Below are 14,040 nucleotides of genomic sequence, written 5' to 3' on the forward strand. Positions count from 1 at the left end.
CACTCCTAGTCTTCTTTTAAGGCACGCACATATTCCTTGAAAATGCGTCCGCGCTCCTCATAGTTTTTAAACATTCCCCAGCTTGCACATGCAGGGGATAAGAGTACCGCATCACCGGATACCGCGTTCCGGTAGCAGGTGTCGATCGCCTCCTCAAACGTATCACAGAGCACAATATTCTCAAATCCATGTGCCCGCGCACAGGCTGCAATCTTCTCCCGCGTCTGTCCAATCAGCACGAGCAGCTTGACTTTTCCGCCAAAGCTTTCAATCCACTCGTCATACTCCGACTGCTTATCATAGCCGCCGCCAATCAGAAGGGTCGGACGGTTCATGGCACAAATGCCCTTGATCGCGGCATCCGGGTTGGTGCCCTTAGAGTCGTTATAAAACTTCACGCCGCGCTTCTCCGTCACATACTCGATGCGGTGCTCGACTGCCTGAAAACGCTTCAGCACTTCGACAATCTTATCCATCGGAACACCGAGGCTTAACGCTATGCCGGTCGCAGCCATCACATTCTCGTAATTGTGCGTTCCCAAAATATTGAGTTCATTCACGTTGATGACCTTCGTGGTGTTCTCTCCGTCTGCATAGTAAATATCCTCGCCGTCCAGATACAGTCCGCGGTCTAACTTCTGTCTGCTGGAAAAATACAGCACGTTCGTGTGAAGCGTCTCACCGAATGCGCGCAGGACTTCATCCTCGTAATTGAGCACGCAGACCTCGTCTTCCGTCTGATTCTCCGCGATCCGCTCCTTCGTCTTAATATAGCACTCCATCGTGTGATGACGGTTCAGATGATCCGGCGTGATATTTAAAATAGCGGAAACTGCCGGGTGAAATGTGTGAATGGTCTCCAGCTGAAAGCTGCTGATCTCCGCCACCGTCACTGTCTCGTCCGTGGTGTCCGCAGCCACGGAGGTATATGGAATTCCGATATTGCCGACCACTTTCACATCCCGGTAATAGTTTGCCATGATCTCGCCGCAGAGCGCCGTGGTCGTCGTCTTGCCGTTGGTCCCGGTGATCGCCACGATCCGTCCCTTCGCAAAATGGCAGGCAAGCTCGATCTCGCCCCAGATCGGAATCCCGTCTTTTTTCAGATCCTCAACCATCGGAAGATCCGTCGGCACTCCCGGGCTTAACACGACAAGATCCAGTCCGCTTCTATCTTCCGCTGTCAGTTCTCCGAGGATGATCTTCACATCCGCAAAGACCGGGTGCTTCTCACGAAGCGCCGTAAGATCCAGCTCCTTATTTCCGTCAAACAATACCACATTCACATTCTTCTTTTTCAGAAGTTCCGTCGCGGCAACACCGCTGATTCCGGAACCAACCACAAGCACTGTCTTACCTGTCAGATCCATGTTCTTCCTCCTATAATCCTAACAGGGCGATCATGCATAAGATCGCCGTTGTAATCGAAAATACTGCAACCACTCTCGTCTCGGACCATCCGCCCAGCTCAAAATGATGATGGATCGGCGCCATACGGAAAATCCGCTTTCCGCCGGTCTTTTTAAAGTAGGTCACCTGGATGATAACGGAGAGTACCTCGACCAGATAGATCAGTCCGACAATCACGATAAACAAAGGCATCTGCATCATATAGGCTGCCGAGACCACAAATCCGCCGAGCGCCAGTGATCCGGTATCTCCCATGAAAACACTTGCCGGATAGACATTAAACAGCAAAAATCCAAGCAGCGCACCCACAACCGCACAGGTGATCGGCGCAATGCCTGCATTCGTTCCGATCGCCACCACGGAGAAGAACGTTGCCACCATGATGGTGACGCTCGACGCGAGGCCGTCCAGACCATCGGTAAAGTTCGTACCGTTGACGGTTCCGATGACCGCCAGATACAGTACCGGGAACGCTCCCCAGCCGAGGTCTAAATATTTTCCTCCGGAGAACGGAATCAGCATGGTGAGCGGGACATCCGAGTAGCATCCCATATAAACTGCGAACACGGTCGTCACCACAATCTGACAGAGCATTTTCTGCCATGCAAGCAGTCCGTCCGATCTGCGCAGCACAACCTTCAGATAATCATCCAGAAAGCCGATCACACCAAATCCGACGGTCATAAACAGAATCGGAACAATCTTTGGATAATCTTTTACATAAAACACCGATGTGATGATAATACTTGCCAATATCATAAGTCCGCCCATCGTAGGCGTTCCGTTTTTCTTCAGATGGGATTCCAGTTCCTTCCGCTCCGTCTGTCCGACTTTGAGTCTTCGCAGGAAAGGAATTACAATCGGTCCCAACAATGCACTGATTGCAAAAGATACGATTACCGGGATTACAATTTCATACGTCATAATAAACACCTCATGTATTTTATCTTTGCCGAAAGCAACATGTGCTTTTTAACCCAACTAGTATACGTTATTTTTCATGATTTATCAAGGTAAGGCAATATGTTTTCCATAATTTCTTTTACGACCGGCGCCGCAATCAGACCTCCGTAATACGTGCCCTTCGGGTTATTGATAATCGCAATCACAAGCACTTTGGGATCGTCCGCAGGAGCAAATCCGAGGAACGAGGAAATATAGCGGTGCTCGCTTCTCGGCAGCGTCTGGGAAGTCGCGGTCTTGCCGCCGATCGCATACCCCTCGATCTTCGCATTCTTTCCGCCTCCCTCCGACACCACTTTTTCCAGCAGATACTGCATGGTCTCCGAGGTCTCCCCGCTGCAGATCTCCTCTCTCTTATCATAAGAAAATGTCTCGACCAACGTTCCGTCCGTCTCACGGACCTCCACTCCGAAGTGCGGTGTGATGCGCGTTCCCCCATTTATAATAGAAGAAACGGTCGTCACGAGCTGGATCGGTGTGATCTGGAACGACTGTCCGAACGAGATCGTCGCAAGTTCCACCGGGCCGACGTTTTCCTGCTTATGCATGATCGTCGCCGCCTCTCCCGGCAGATCGATTCCCGTCTTCTGTGTCAGACCGAACTGTTTGAAATATTTGTAATAGTTTTCCACGCCCAGCCGCTCGCCCAGTTCAATGAAGACGGGATTGCAGCTGTTCATAATGCCTGTCTCGAACGTCTCTGCCCCGTGTCCGCTTGTCTTCGCGCACCGGATTCTGCGATCCTCCACCAGCTTATAGCCGGGACAGTAGAACTGATCTGTCAGCGACACCACGCCCTCCTCGAGCGCTGCCGCCGCCGTGATAATCTTAAATGTGGAACCCGGCTCATAGGTGTCGCTGATACACGGGTTTCTCCACATGCGGTTCAGCAGTTCCTGCTTTTTGTCCGCAGACTCCGTCCCATCCGCTCCCATCTCCTCAATTAAGGTAAACGGTTCGTTCAGATTGAATTCCGGATAATTTACCATCGCCATGATCTCCCCGTTCTGCGGGTTCATGACAATCACGGACACCTCATCCGCCTGCTTTTTTATGTATGCCTTTTCCGCCGCCTGCTCACAGTATTGCTGGATATTGCTGTCCATGGAAATATATAAATCATAGCCGTTCACCGGCTCAAGCCGCGTCTCTCCCGCATTTTCAATCTCAATCCCGCGCGCATCCGTGAGGGTGAGGATCTTGCCGCTCGTTCCCTGCAAATAGGAATCGTATTTGACTTCAAGCCCCAGAATTCCCTGGTTATCCGCACCCGTAAAGCCGAGCACCGTGGACGCCATGGTATCCAAAGGGTAATACCGCTTGTAATCCTCGTCGACCTTGATTCCGGAAAGGCCGTAGGCACGGATGCGGTCTCCGGTCTCCTTGTCAACATTCGTCTTGACCCGCTCAATGGAGCTGACCTTCTCCACCCGCTTTCTCACTTCCTCCTCCGTGAGCCCCAGTTCTTTTTGCAGTGCCGCAATCACCTTCTCCGGCTCATCGATCTGACTGTGAATCACGGAAATGGTACAGACCGATTTGTTCGTCGCAAGGATTTTTCCCGTGGCATCGATGATTCTTCCCCGCGCTGCCTTGATATCACGCTCTCTCTCATGAAGATCCTCCGCCTTCTGCCCGTAGTATTCCGAGCAGAAGACCATCAGATAGACGAGCCGTCCGCCCAGAAACATCAGCACGAAAAACACGGCGAGGAACATCAGCCATATTTTTCTGCGGTTGAATGTCTTGCTCCGGTAAAATGCATGTTCCTGTGACATATAGAAAAAACCTCACGAAAGTTCTCCATGAAATTTTATTCATCCTTTCGTGAGGTTATGTCTGTTATTGCTGTCCGTTATCCTGTGGGGTGTCTCCACTATCCTGTGGGATATCTCCGTTATCCTGCGGCGTGTCTCCGCTATCCTGCGGTTCATCCCCGTTATCCTGCGGCGTGTCTCCGCTATCCTGCGGCGTGTCTGTGCCTTCCGCCTCCTCTTCATTTCCCGGCAGGGTATCCGTTGTGTCCGGCACATCCAGTCCTTCTTCCACCGGAGTCTCCTCGTTTACAACGTCCGTCATCGCTGTCGCTCCGGTATCCGTTCCCGTAATGTCCCACCCTGCATGAATTCCGGTGGTCTGCTCATCGCGGTAGATGTTCATGTAAGGAAGCACTTCCTCTAAGATCTCACGCACAATATTCTGTGCAAAAGAGCTGTGGTACTGCTCCACCGCATTCGGCTCGTCGACCACGCAGTAAATCACAAGCTGCGGATCGTCGACCGGTGCAAATCCAATAAACGATACCAGATAGTTGACGCCGTCACGTCCCGCTTTCTGTGCCGTTCCCGTCTTGCCGCCCATTGAGTAGCCGTCCACTTTCGCTGTCGCTCCGGTACCTGAGGTAACGGTGGAATACATATACTGCCGCAGCGTCTCGGACGTACTCTCCGAGATGGTTTCCCGAAGAAGTGTCGGCTGGATCTCCTGCACAACGTTGCCGTTCTCATCCGTAATCCGTTTTACCACATGCGGCTGATAGAACTTTCCGCCGTTTACAATCGAGCAGAAGCCTGTGGCAAGCTGGATCATCGTCGTGTTGAAGTTCTGACCGAATGCGTTTGTCGCAAGATCCACCACCGTCATGTTGTCGCCGGTATAGATCAGAGAATCGGTTCTCGTCTCTCCCGGCAGATCAATGTTGGTCTTCTGACCAAATCCGAAAATCTGCTGGTAGTTTTCAAAGTTATCTCTTCCTATTTTATAGGACATCTGCATCAGCGCATCGTTGCAGGAATTCATCAGCGTCTGCTCCAATGTCTCCATTCCGTGTCCGTCTCTCTTGACACAGTGAATGTCATGACCGGAGATCGTCTCATACCCGTCGCAGTAATAGGTGTCTGCCGTGGTCACCGTCCCGGTCTCAAGTCCTGCCGACACGGTAAAAGGCTTCGCCGTCGATCCCGGTTCATAGGTATACGACACGCAGAAGTTCTGCCACAGCTGGTTTAGTGCATCCATCTTTGCGTCATCATCCATGGCAGCGAGTTCTTCCTCGGTGTAATACGCGGAGAGATCTCTCGGGTTGCTCAGATCAAAATTCGGATAATTCGCCATGGCGAGCACATCCCCGTTATTCGGATCCATAATCAGGACTCCGATATGGGAAGCTCCCGCATCCCCTTCGCGGTAGGCGCCTGTGTACGCCTCGTTGAATTCCCGGATCTTGTCCTCCACCACGGACTGGATATTCGCATCAATCGTTGTCACGATGTTGTTGCCGTTTGTCGCCTGCTTGATCGTTTTCTCAAAATTATTATCCGTATTCAGATAGCCGAACTCACGCCCGTTGATGCCGTTTAACGTGCTGTTGTAATAATTCTCCAGACCGTTCACTCCGACATTTCCGGATGCCGTAAATCCGATCACCGCGCTGGCGAGCGATCCGTACGGATACTCTCTCTGATATTCCTTCTCAAACCATACGCCCTTGATGTCGGGGTTCACCTTTCTGCCCTTTTCATCCGTCGCATCCTGCAGTTCCACGAACGGCTGCATCTCGTCGTACGATATTTTCTTCTTCAGCACAATATAACGGTTCTGCGGATCATTCCGGACATATCCGTAAAGCTCATCGCTGCTCAAGTCCGGAAAACACTGCACAAGCGCCTGAATCGTCGGCGCAACGTAATCCTCATCGCTCGTTAAAACAGAACAATCCAGTATCACATTGTACACTGCAATACTGGTTGCCATCACTGTCCCCTTTGCATCGACAATATCGCCTCTCTGGTAAGGAATCACTTTGCTGTCGTATTCCTGCTGGGACAACACAATTTTCTCATATTTTTCACCGCTGGTATATTCAATATACATCAGGCGCCCGATCAGACCGATCAGCATGCCTGCCACAATGGTAAACATGACAATCAGCTTTTTTTGCATGCGCCTGGGAAATTTCAACAGCGGTCTTCTTTTTTTCTTTGCCATGCGCCTCTCCTGTCATCCTACTCACGCGGAATCTCACTGTACTGGTTCATGTAATCGTCATCGTTCACTGTATAGTACACAATCTGCGATTCCTTCGCATAGGACATTCCATATTCTGTCATCGCCGTATTCCGGATGCTGTCAAGATCCACGCTCGTATTGATCCGCTTGTATGCCTCGTCGTTGTCGGCTTTCAGATCTGCGATCTGGCTCTCAAGGCTTGATATCTGATTCATGCGCGCCGTCATCTCCGACTGGATGTGGATGTATGCACCGGTAAAGATGCCGAACACCATCACAGCCATCGTGAGAAATGCCACATAGCTCTTGCTCATGCGCAGAGCACGCTCCTGATTTCTTCTGGCTGCACGCTTTCTGTTTCTTAATTCAATCTCGCGTTCCCGCTCCCGTCTCTCGCGCTCCCGTCTCTCTCTTGTGACATGCTCCGGGCGGCTCTCTCTGATCCTGCGATCCGGTCTCGTCACTGCAGGCGCTGCTTCCATCCTGCGGACAGTATTCCCGTCAATATAATATTTTCTCTCTGCCGCTTCATTTCTCATAACTGCCACTTCCCTCACTACACTCTAAGCTCTTTCAAATACGCGGAGCTTTGCACTCTTCGATCTCGAGTTCTCTGCAAGCTCTCTCTCCCCCGGCAATACTGGCTTCCTTGTAATCACTCTTCCCTTGGACTTTTTCCCACATACACATACCGGGAAATCACTCGGGCAGGTACATGGATTCTCGTTGCGCTTAAAATTCGTCTTGACGATCCGGTCCTCTAATGAGTGAAAGGTAATAATACAGATCCTTCCTCCCGGATTAAGCAGATCGATCATCGTATCCAGATTGTCCTGCAACACTTCCAGTTCGTGATTCAATTCAATTCTGATTGCCTGAAACGTACGCTTTGCCGGATTTCCTCCGGTCTTCTGCACTTTCATCGGGATGGACTCCCGAATAATTTCCGACAGTTCCCCCGCCGTTGTAATCGGCTTCTTCTGTCTCTCGTTCACTATATGTTTTGCAATATTTTTTGCAAATTTATCTTCACCGTAATCGCGGATGATCCTATAGAGATCCATCTCGCTGTAGTCATTGACAATATCCCTTGCCGTAAGACTCTGTCTGTCATCCATGCGCATATCAAGCGGCGCATCGGCGTCCCGGTAGGTAAATCCCCGCTCCGGTGTGTCAAGCTGGAACGATGACACGCCCAGATCCAGCACGATGCCGTCCACATGCTCTATACCGATCGCATGAAGTTCCTCTTTCATGTTGGCGTAATTGCTCCGGATGATCGTAACCTTATCGCCGAACGGCTTCAAACGCTCTCCCGCAGCCCGGATTGCATCCGCATCCTGATCGATGCCGATGAGACGTCCCTTTTCCGATAACCGTTTTGCCACTTCACTGGCATGTCCGGCACCGCCAAGCGTTCCGTCCACATAGATTCCGTCCGGTCTGATGTTCAGATGTTCAATTGTCTCTTCCAGTAGAACGGAATAATGTTTAAACTCCAACCTGCGCCTCCTGCTTAGATACTGAATCCAAGATCCGCCATGTGCTCTGCGATCTCGTCCATCTCATCCTCATCGTAGGTATTCTCCTGCCATCTGTCCTTATCCCAGATCTCCACGCGGCTTAAGACTCCCACGAGCACCACATCTTTTTGTAAATTGGCATATTCGCGCAAAACCGGCGGAAGCAGAATTCTGCCCTGCTTGTCCAGCTCCACTGCGGCCGCCCCAGCAAAGAAAAAACGGGAAAACTTTCTGGCATCCTTCGATGTCATGGAAATATTGCGGAACTTCTCCTCAATATTGTGCCACTCTTCGGCAGGGTACACAAATAAGCATCCATCCAGTCCCTTGGTAACCACAAATTCACTGCCTAACTGCTCTCTGAATTTGGATGGAACGATCAGTCTGCCCTTTGGGTCCACTGTGTGATTGTATTCTCCCATGAACATAACACAAACACCTGCCTTCAGTGGTTTTCCACAAAGTTATGAACTTATCCACCACTTTGTACCATTCTCCACCACTTTCCTCCACTTGTATGATAATATTACCCCACCTTGTACCAAATTGCAATAGAAAAAAGCCCAAAACTTGCGTTTGGGCATAAAAAAAGGACCTCGCATACATGCCTCGCATATATGTTCCGTCCTGTTTACTGTGTTTATTCAATTGTCAGACCCTGACACCCTCCTGACTCTCAAGATATTCTTCTATCAGCTTGTCCAGTCTGGTGCTTTTCTCGTAATAGTACTCAAACCTGTTCTCCTGCAACAGTGCTTCATCCAACTCGTGTCTCGCCGTCTCGATCTTCTTTTGTAACTCATAGATTCTATTCATATGAATCCTCCTTAAAACGCTAAGATTCCTATGTCTGACGTTAACATAGCACTAAAGGTGGGCATTCCCACATAAATCTGCTCTTCACTGCCTGCCTTACATTCATTATATTACTATGTCCGAACACGAAAATCAACGAAAACAACCCGTCATTTTTCGACATTATGAGTGCCGGATTCTCCACTCGGCGCGTTTATTCGCCAATAACTTCATCATTGCATCCAGCGCTTTGTGATTCACCTCGACAATATGTTCTATATCATCCTCCACGCCATGCTTGTGCGCCAGATACTCGTCATGCGACTTCTGGATAAAAGCACAGATCGTCTCCGCGTCGATGAGCGGCTCTGCCTTTTTCTTATTCTGCAGCTTCTCATGTTCTTCCTTAAGCTGCAGCAGCCGGTGATGTCTGGTAGCCTCACCGCTCTTTAGGTACGATCTTAAGTCCCGCTTTAACTTCTCCTCGTAAGAACAATGATCCTTCAGGCTGCCCGGGTAAATGGTGTTGTGCGGAAATGTAAAATAATCCGCCAGATAATGGCTGATCTGTCCCAGATCCCGGTAATACTTGCACCCCTTTTTCTTCCGGATCAGCGCATCTCCCTCCGACAGACGCCTGATATGTCTGCTGACATAAGGAAACGTTCCGTCCATCTCGTGTCTCTTATAGAGAAACGAAGGCTTGATGTCCGGCAGAATACTTCCCAGATAAAAAGAAAATTTGTGACGTTTTAATTCTTCATCCTTTAAATTCTCCACCATATAGCGCGCCAGCGAAATATGTGACTTTTTTCTCATTCATCGGTTCCCCCTTCTGCACTGCATGACTTTTTTCCTAATTTTGCTTTCATTGTACTTCCATCAGACGCACTTTACAAGAGGAAAATTCCAGTCGCCGCCACCCTTAAAAAGGGTGGCTCGGGACGCTGGGTGTAACCCCTTGGTACCCGACAGCGTCTCAAGGCGCCCTAGACTTTCTCTTCGTTCAAGTCACTATTGCACTTGACGCGTTGCTTATGCCCATGAATGGGCGTTTGTACTACTTCGACTTAACCCTTAAAAGGGTCTTCGTACTCCTTCACACTTAATTTATCTTGCATAATATCGTACTTTTCTTGATCTTGAATATACTTTTTTATTGTCGTTTCATTTAATCCTACGGTGCTGACATAATATCCCTCTGACCAGAAATGTCTGTTTCCAAATTTATATTTGAGATTTGCATGTCTGTCAAAAATCATAAGCGCTGACTTTCCCTTTAAATATCCCATAAAACTCGACACGCTCATCTTTGGCGGAATACTTACTAGCATATGAATATGGTCAGGCATGAGATGCCCTTCAATAATCTCCACGCCCTTATATGCACATAACTGTTTCAGAATATCACGTATATCCTCTTTTAATTGATTATAAATAATTTTTCGTCTATACTTAGGAGTAAATACAATATGGTATTTACACATCCATTTTGTATGGGCGAGATCATTAGACTTATTCGCCATAAAACACCTTTCCTTTCTTGCAATAGTGACTGAACAACTCTATTGTAACGGAAAGGTGTTTTTCTGTATAACGATTTGACTCCACCCGCATAGCAGGTGGGTTTTTGCTTCATGCGTACTTCGTTTCTCTGTTGAGAAACTCGTAAACACGCATTCAGCAGGCTAAAGCCTAATGACCGGAATGCAAAACGGGGAACCGTTTTGCATTGCCTCCGGCTCCCCGTCTTTTCTCCTATTTGCAGCAGAAACTTGCGCACTCTGTCTCGCCGCAGGAACAGGCGTTGCCCCCTGCGATGCCGATATGGTTCGCGCTGCATTTCTTATTCTCGTTAAACGTGCAGTTGCAGGCCTCGCATGCCACAGCGATCTTCTTTGACTCATGCTCTTTTACATTGCATCCGCAGCTTTTCTCCCCGCGCTCCACAAAGCTTCCGCAGCAGGTCTCATTCTGATGCACCGCCTCGCTTCCCTCAACCTTGATGTTGCCCTTGCAGCAGCAGCGATCCTCGTTGTAAGCACATCCGGTTACCGCACAATCCAGTAATGTCATATCTCTTTTCTCCTTTCGATCCTTGTTCTCTGGAATGATACATTCCCATTCTTAAGTATCTCCGGAGCAATTTCTTTTATAACCGGTTTTCTTTTTCCACAGCAGGAAGAATTTGCCTATTACACAAAAAAGGAAGTACCACATACCGGTACTTCCCTTGCACTCTGCTTCCTGTGCTTACTTTCCACAGCAAAATTTGTATTTCTTGCCGGAACCGCACGGACACGGATCGTTGCGTCCGACTTTCTTTCCGACGATAACCGTTCCGGACTTCTTCTGCTCCAGATACAGTCTCTTCTTCGTCTCCGGGTCAAAAATGTCATTCCACATCGGAAGCTCATAGAGCCAGTCTGCCTTCGCGTCGACCATGTTCTTGTACAGCTTCTCCTTGTCGAATACGAGGCTGACCTTCGTATCTTCCTCCATGGTGTCGATCGGGTTCGGCTCTACCAGGCTCTCGTTGATACCGTCCAAGAAACCTGTCATATCCATGATGCTCAGTCCGTATTTATCTGCAAGCTCTTTGACCGTTCCCTCTACCTTCTCATCCGGGTTCGTCAGAAGCTTCTCATAGACACCCTTTTCCAGAAGAAAATATCTCTGCCAGAATCTCTGCAGTTCTCCTCTGTCTGCCTTCTCATTATAAGCAACTTTCTGCCACTGCTCTAATAATGCCATATCTGATTCCTCGATTTCATGATTATTTGCATCTGTCTGCCGGATTGCTTGTCCGACATCTGCTATGTCAAAGATGCACTATAGTATTATAACAAATTTTCCGGCATATTTCAAAGACTTTTTTACAGAACCCGCCAAAAGCAACAGGACGTCGACGGAAGCAGATCGTTCATTTTGACGTGGCAGGCAATAGGGTGAGAAGATCATGCCCTTCGATTTCAGAGGGAATGTATCTGGAAATTCGGATCAAAAAATGTTTCATCTGCATTTCCATCTGAAATCGGTGGGATGTGTCGCTTACCCTATTGCCTGCCACTAAAAAACTATTCGTTCAGCAGATTGTAGTCCTCGATGGACGCGTTGATCGTGTCCGCCATCTTCTGCACTGCCTCCTCCGGTGTCTCCTTGTCATTTAACGTGTTCTCGATCTCGGTCTGTACCGTCTGGCGTGCTTCCGGAAATACAGAGAGAAGCGCTCCCGCGTACTCGCCCTTGGTGTCGTTCAACTGGTCGATCGCGGTCTGGAACTGTGGGTACTGCTCGATGTTCTGCTTGAATACATCCTCATTGTACGCATCGTTGGTAACCGGGAAATATCCTGTCTGGGTTGCCCAGTATGCCTGAGACTCTGCCGATACCAGATATTCCACGAACTTCCAGGTTGCCTGTGCCTTTACGTCATCCTGATTCTGGATTGCCCAGAGGGATGCTCCGCCGATGGACACACCGCCCTGATCTGTATCCTTGATGCCCGGAAAATATGCGGTTCCCACCTCAAAGGAGCCGTTGACATCGTTTAAGATCTGCTTTAAGGAAGCGGTGGAGCCAAGCGTAATCGCCGCTTTTCCTGCGGAGAAGTCTGTCAGACCTGCATCGCCGCCAACTCCCACATTCGGTGCATATCCCTTGTCGTAGAGATCCTTCCAGGCGGATACGATCGAGAGAGCCGCACCGTTGCCGTCAAAATCCACGGCTGTCGCCGCCGCGCTTCTTCCGTTGTCATTGTTTGCGTAGGCCAGTCCCTGCTTGCAGATAAACTGCTCAAAGAACCATCCGTAGATTCCCATGGAAAGTGCCTCTCCTGCACCGCCCTTGTTCACAAGATCGTCGGCAATCGCATCGATCCCCTCCAGGCTCGTCGGCACCTCGGTGATTCCCGCCGCATCAAACATATCCTTATTGTAATAGAGAATCGGCGTGGATGTATTAAACGGCATGGAGTAGAGCTGGTCGTCGATCGTGTAGTAAGCGGCAATATTCGGCACGATATTGGAGTTGTCATAGCCGTTCGCATCCATCAGCTCCTGCATCGGAATCACCCAGCCGGAGTCGATCATGAAACGGGTGCCGATCTCATAGACCTGAATCAGATCCGGACCGCTTCCTCCCACCATGCTGCTCTTTAATTTGTTGATCGCATCATCGTACTCGCCCTCAAACTCCGCATCCACCGTAATGCCATAGGTGTTCTCCTCATTGAACCGATCCACAAGCGCGGTAAGTGCCTCGCCATTTACACCGCTCATAGAATGCCAGAATGTGATCGTCGTCCCGGAAAGATCCGCATCTGCCGTGGCGGACACATTCGTCTCTTTTTCCGTCACCGTTGCCGGATCACCCTGCGCACTCTCCGCTTCCCCTGCAGCGTCTGCGGACGTATCCGCCGTCTGCGCCGTGCTTCCCCCGCAGCCTGCAAGTGCTGCTGCAAGCATGGATGCTGTTAACAATGATGCAATGATTCTCTTCTTCATTCCTCTTTTTTCTCCTTTTGAATTAGTGAGTTCCTTTTTTCTATGTCAGCCCTTGACGGCACCGGAAAACATACCGCGGATCAGTTGCTTTTGTCCTAGAATAAACACAAACAGCGACGGCAGAATCACCATCACAACTCCCGCGATTACCATCGTAATCGACTGGGAATCCACACTGTTTAACATGCTGATACCAATCTGCACGGTTCGCATCTCCTCGGTTCCGGTTACTAACAACGGCCACATATACATGTTGTAAGCGTTGATGAAGGTATAGACCGCCATCGCTCCGATCGCCGACTTCGTCAGAGGGATCAGAATCCGGACAATGAACACCAGATTCGGACAGCCGTCGATCTTTGCCGCCTCATACAGGGATTTTGGAAAGGTCAGATAGAACTGACGGAACAAAAAGATCCCCATGGCGGAAGTGATATATGGAATGATGAGCACTTTGTAGGAATTCAGCCAGCCCCATCCGCTTACCGTTAAATAATTGGAAATAATCGTCGCTTCTCCCGGCACCATCATCGTCGCCATGATCAGCATAAAAATCACATTTTTTCCCTTAAAGTCCAGAAATGACAGTGCAAACGCCGCAAGGGAGCAGGAAATAATCTGTCCGAGCGTAATGCATCCCGCCACCAGAAACGAATTTAAAATAAAACGAAACAGCGGAATCTTTGTAAACGCCTGTGCAAAATTGTCAAGCGTCGGCTGCTTCGGAATCAGATTCATCTCCATCGAGAACAATTCCCCGGATGGCATAAACGCAATGGAAAGCGCATACATAAGAACAGTCCGAATACGATAAGACACGGCACCAAAAACAGGTA

The 14,040-nt window shown here is 49.4% G+C and carries 13 protein-coding genes and 1 pseudogene; all 14 read right to left on the reverse strand.

Annotated features, from left to right (window positions below; all coding sequences use genetic code 11):
- Nucleotides 1-5 precede the first annotated feature (5 nt).
- A complete protein-coding gene (murD, locus tag RHOM_RS08990; RefSeq protein WP_014079986.1) occupies nt 6-1,370 on the reverse strand; it encodes a UDP-N-acetylmuramoyl-L-alanine--D-glutamate ligase in 1,365 nt (454 codons plus the stop codon).
- A gap of 10 nt (nt 1,371-1,380) precedes the next feature.
- On the reverse strand, nt 1,381-2,334 hold the full coding sequence (gene mraY, locus RHOM_RS08995) for a phospho-N-acetylmuramoyl-pentapeptide-transferase (RefSeq protein WP_014079987.1): 954 nt from the start codon (nt 2,332-2,334) through the stop codon (nt 1,381-1,383).
- Nucleotides 2,335-2,408: 74 nt separating this feature from the next.
- The gene (locus tag RHOM_RS09000; protein WP_014079988.1) at nt 2,409-4,151 is read right to left on the reverse strand and encodes a peptidoglycan D,D-transpeptidase FtsI family protein; all 1,743 of its coding nucleotides are present in this window, start codon (nt 4,149-4,151) and stop codon (nt 2,409-2,411) included.
- Between the two features lie 64 nt (nt 4,152-4,215).
- Nucleotides 4,216-6,360 (reverse strand): peptidoglycan D,D-transpeptidase FtsI family protein, encoded by a 2,145-nt coding sequence (locus tag RHOM_RS09005; RefSeq protein ID WP_014079989.1) that lies wholly within the window; start codon nt 6,358-6,360, stop codon nt 4,216-4,218.
- 17 nt (nt 6,361-6,377) lie between these two features.
- On the reverse strand, nt 6,378-6,920 hold the full coding sequence (locus RHOM_RS09010) for a hypothetical protein (protein WP_014079990.1): 543 nt from the start codon (nt 6,918-6,920) through the stop codon (nt 6,378-6,380).
- A gap of 24 nt (nt 6,921-6,944) precedes the next feature.
- Complete coding sequence (gene rsmH / locus RHOM_RS09015; RefSeq protein WP_014079991.1) at nt 6,945-7,883, reverse strand: 16S rRNA (cytosine(1402)-N(4))-methyltransferase RsmH; 939 nt, start codon at nt 7,881-7,883, stop codon at nt 6,945-6,947.
- Between the two features lie 14 nt (nt 7,884-7,897).
- Entirely contained in the window at nt 7,898-8,332 is a 435-nt protein-coding gene (gene mraZ, locus RHOM_RS09020; protein ID WP_014079992.1) for a division/cell wall cluster transcriptional repressor MraZ, read from the reverse strand.
- Nucleotides 8,333-8,555: 223 nt separating this feature from the next.
- Nucleotides 8,556-8,720, reverse strand: a complete 165-nt coding sequence (locus RHOM_RS16960; protein WP_014079993.1) for a Spo0E family sporulation regulatory protein-aspartic acid phosphatase — start codon at nt 8,718-8,720, stop codon at nt 8,556-8,558.
- Nucleotides 8,721-8,882: 162 nt separating this feature from the next.
- On the reverse strand, nt 8,883-9,518 hold the full coding sequence (locus tag RHOM_RS09025; RefSeq protein ID WP_014079994.1) for a zinc dependent phospholipase C family protein: 636 nt from the start codon (nt 9,516-9,518) through the stop codon (nt 8,883-8,885).
- A gap of 251 nt (nt 9,519-9,769) precedes the next feature.
- Nucleotides 9,770-10,225 (reverse strand): IS200/IS605 family transposase, encoded by a 456-nt coding sequence (gene tnpA, locus RHOM_RS09030; protein ID WP_014079995.1) that lies wholly within the window; start codon nt 10,223-10,225, stop codon nt 9,770-9,772.
- Between the two features lie 232 nt (nt 10,226-10,457).
- Complete coding sequence (locus RHOM_RS09035; protein WP_014079996.1) at nt 10,458-10,775, reverse strand: DUF1540 domain-containing protein; 318 nt, start codon at nt 10,773-10,775, stop codon at nt 10,458-10,460.
- A gap of 177 nt (nt 10,776-10,952) precedes the next feature.
- Entirely contained in the window at nt 10,953-11,453 is a 501-nt protein-coding gene (locus RHOM_RS09040) for an SEC-C metal-binding domain-containing protein (RefSeq protein WP_014079997.1), read from the reverse strand.
- Between the two features lie 323 nt (nt 11,454-11,776).
- Nucleotides 11,777-13,204, reverse strand: a complete 1,428-nt coding sequence (locus RHOM_RS09045; protein WP_014079998.1) for an ABC transporter substrate-binding protein — start codon at nt 13,202-13,204, stop codon at nt 11,777-11,779.
- 45 nt (nt 13,205-13,249) lie between these two features.
- Nucleotides 13,250-13,999 (reverse strand): annotated as a pseudogene (locus RHOM_RS09050) (carbohydrate ABC transporter permease); the annotation flags it as partial.
- Nucleotides 14,000-14,040 lie beyond the last annotated feature (41 nt).

Source organism: Roseburia hominis A2-183, from assembly GCF_000225345.1.
Lineage (GTDB): Bacteria > Bacillota > Clostridia > Lachnospirales > Lachnospiraceae > Roseburia > Roseburia hominis.

What these genes read in the sequence shown, in the direction of transcription:
- murD (WP_014079986.1), bottom strand. Translation starts at nt 1,370, where the DNA reads ATGGATCTGACAGGTAAGACAGTGCTTGTGGTTGGTTCCGGAATCAGC.
- mraY (WP_014079987.1), bottom strand. Translation starts at nt 2,334, where the DNA reads ATGACGTATGAAATTGTAATCCCGGTAATCGTATCTTTTGCAATCAGT.
- RHOM_RS09000 (WP_014079988.1), bottom strand. Translation starts at nt 4,151, where the DNA reads ATGTCACAGGAACATGCATTTTACCGGAGCAAGACATTCAACCGCAGA.
- RHOM_RS09005 (WP_014079989.1), bottom strand. Translation starts at nt 6,360, where the DNA reads ATGGCAAAGAAAAAAAGAAGACCGCTGTTGAAATTTCCCAGGCGCATG.
- RHOM_RS09010 (WP_014079990.1), bottom strand. Translation starts at nt 6,920, where the DNA reads ATGAGAAATGAAGCGGCAGAGAGAAAATATTATATTGACGGGAATACT.
- mraZ (WP_014079992.1), bottom strand. Translation starts at nt 8,332, where the DNA reads ATGTTCATGGGAGAATACAATCACACAGTGGACCCAAAGGGCAGACTG.
- RHOM_RS16960 (WP_014079993.1), bottom strand. Translation starts at nt 8,720, where the DNA reads ATGAATAGAATCTATGAGTTACAAAAGAAGATCGAGACGGCGAGACAC.
- RHOM_RS09025 (WP_014079994.1), bottom strand. Translation starts at nt 9,518, where the DNA reads ATGAGAAAAAAGTCACATATTTCGCTGGCGCGCTATATGGTGGAGAAT.
- tnpA (WP_014079995.1), bottom strand. Translation starts at nt 10,225, where the DNA reads ATGGCGAATAAGTCTAATGATCTCGCCCATACAAAATGGATGTGTAAA.
- RHOM_RS09035 (WP_014079996.1), bottom strand. Translation starts at nt 10,775, where the DNA reads ATGACATTACTGGATTGTGCGGTAACCGGATGTGCTTACAACGAGGAT.
- RHOM_RS09040 (WP_014079997.1), bottom strand. Translation starts at nt 11,453, where the DNA reads ATGGCATTATTAGAGCAGTGGCAGAAAGTTGCTTATAATGAGAAGGCA.
- RHOM_RS09045 (WP_014079998.1), bottom strand. Translation starts at nt 13,204, where the DNA reads ATGAAGAAGAGAATCATTGCATCATTGTTAACAGCATCCATGCTTGCA.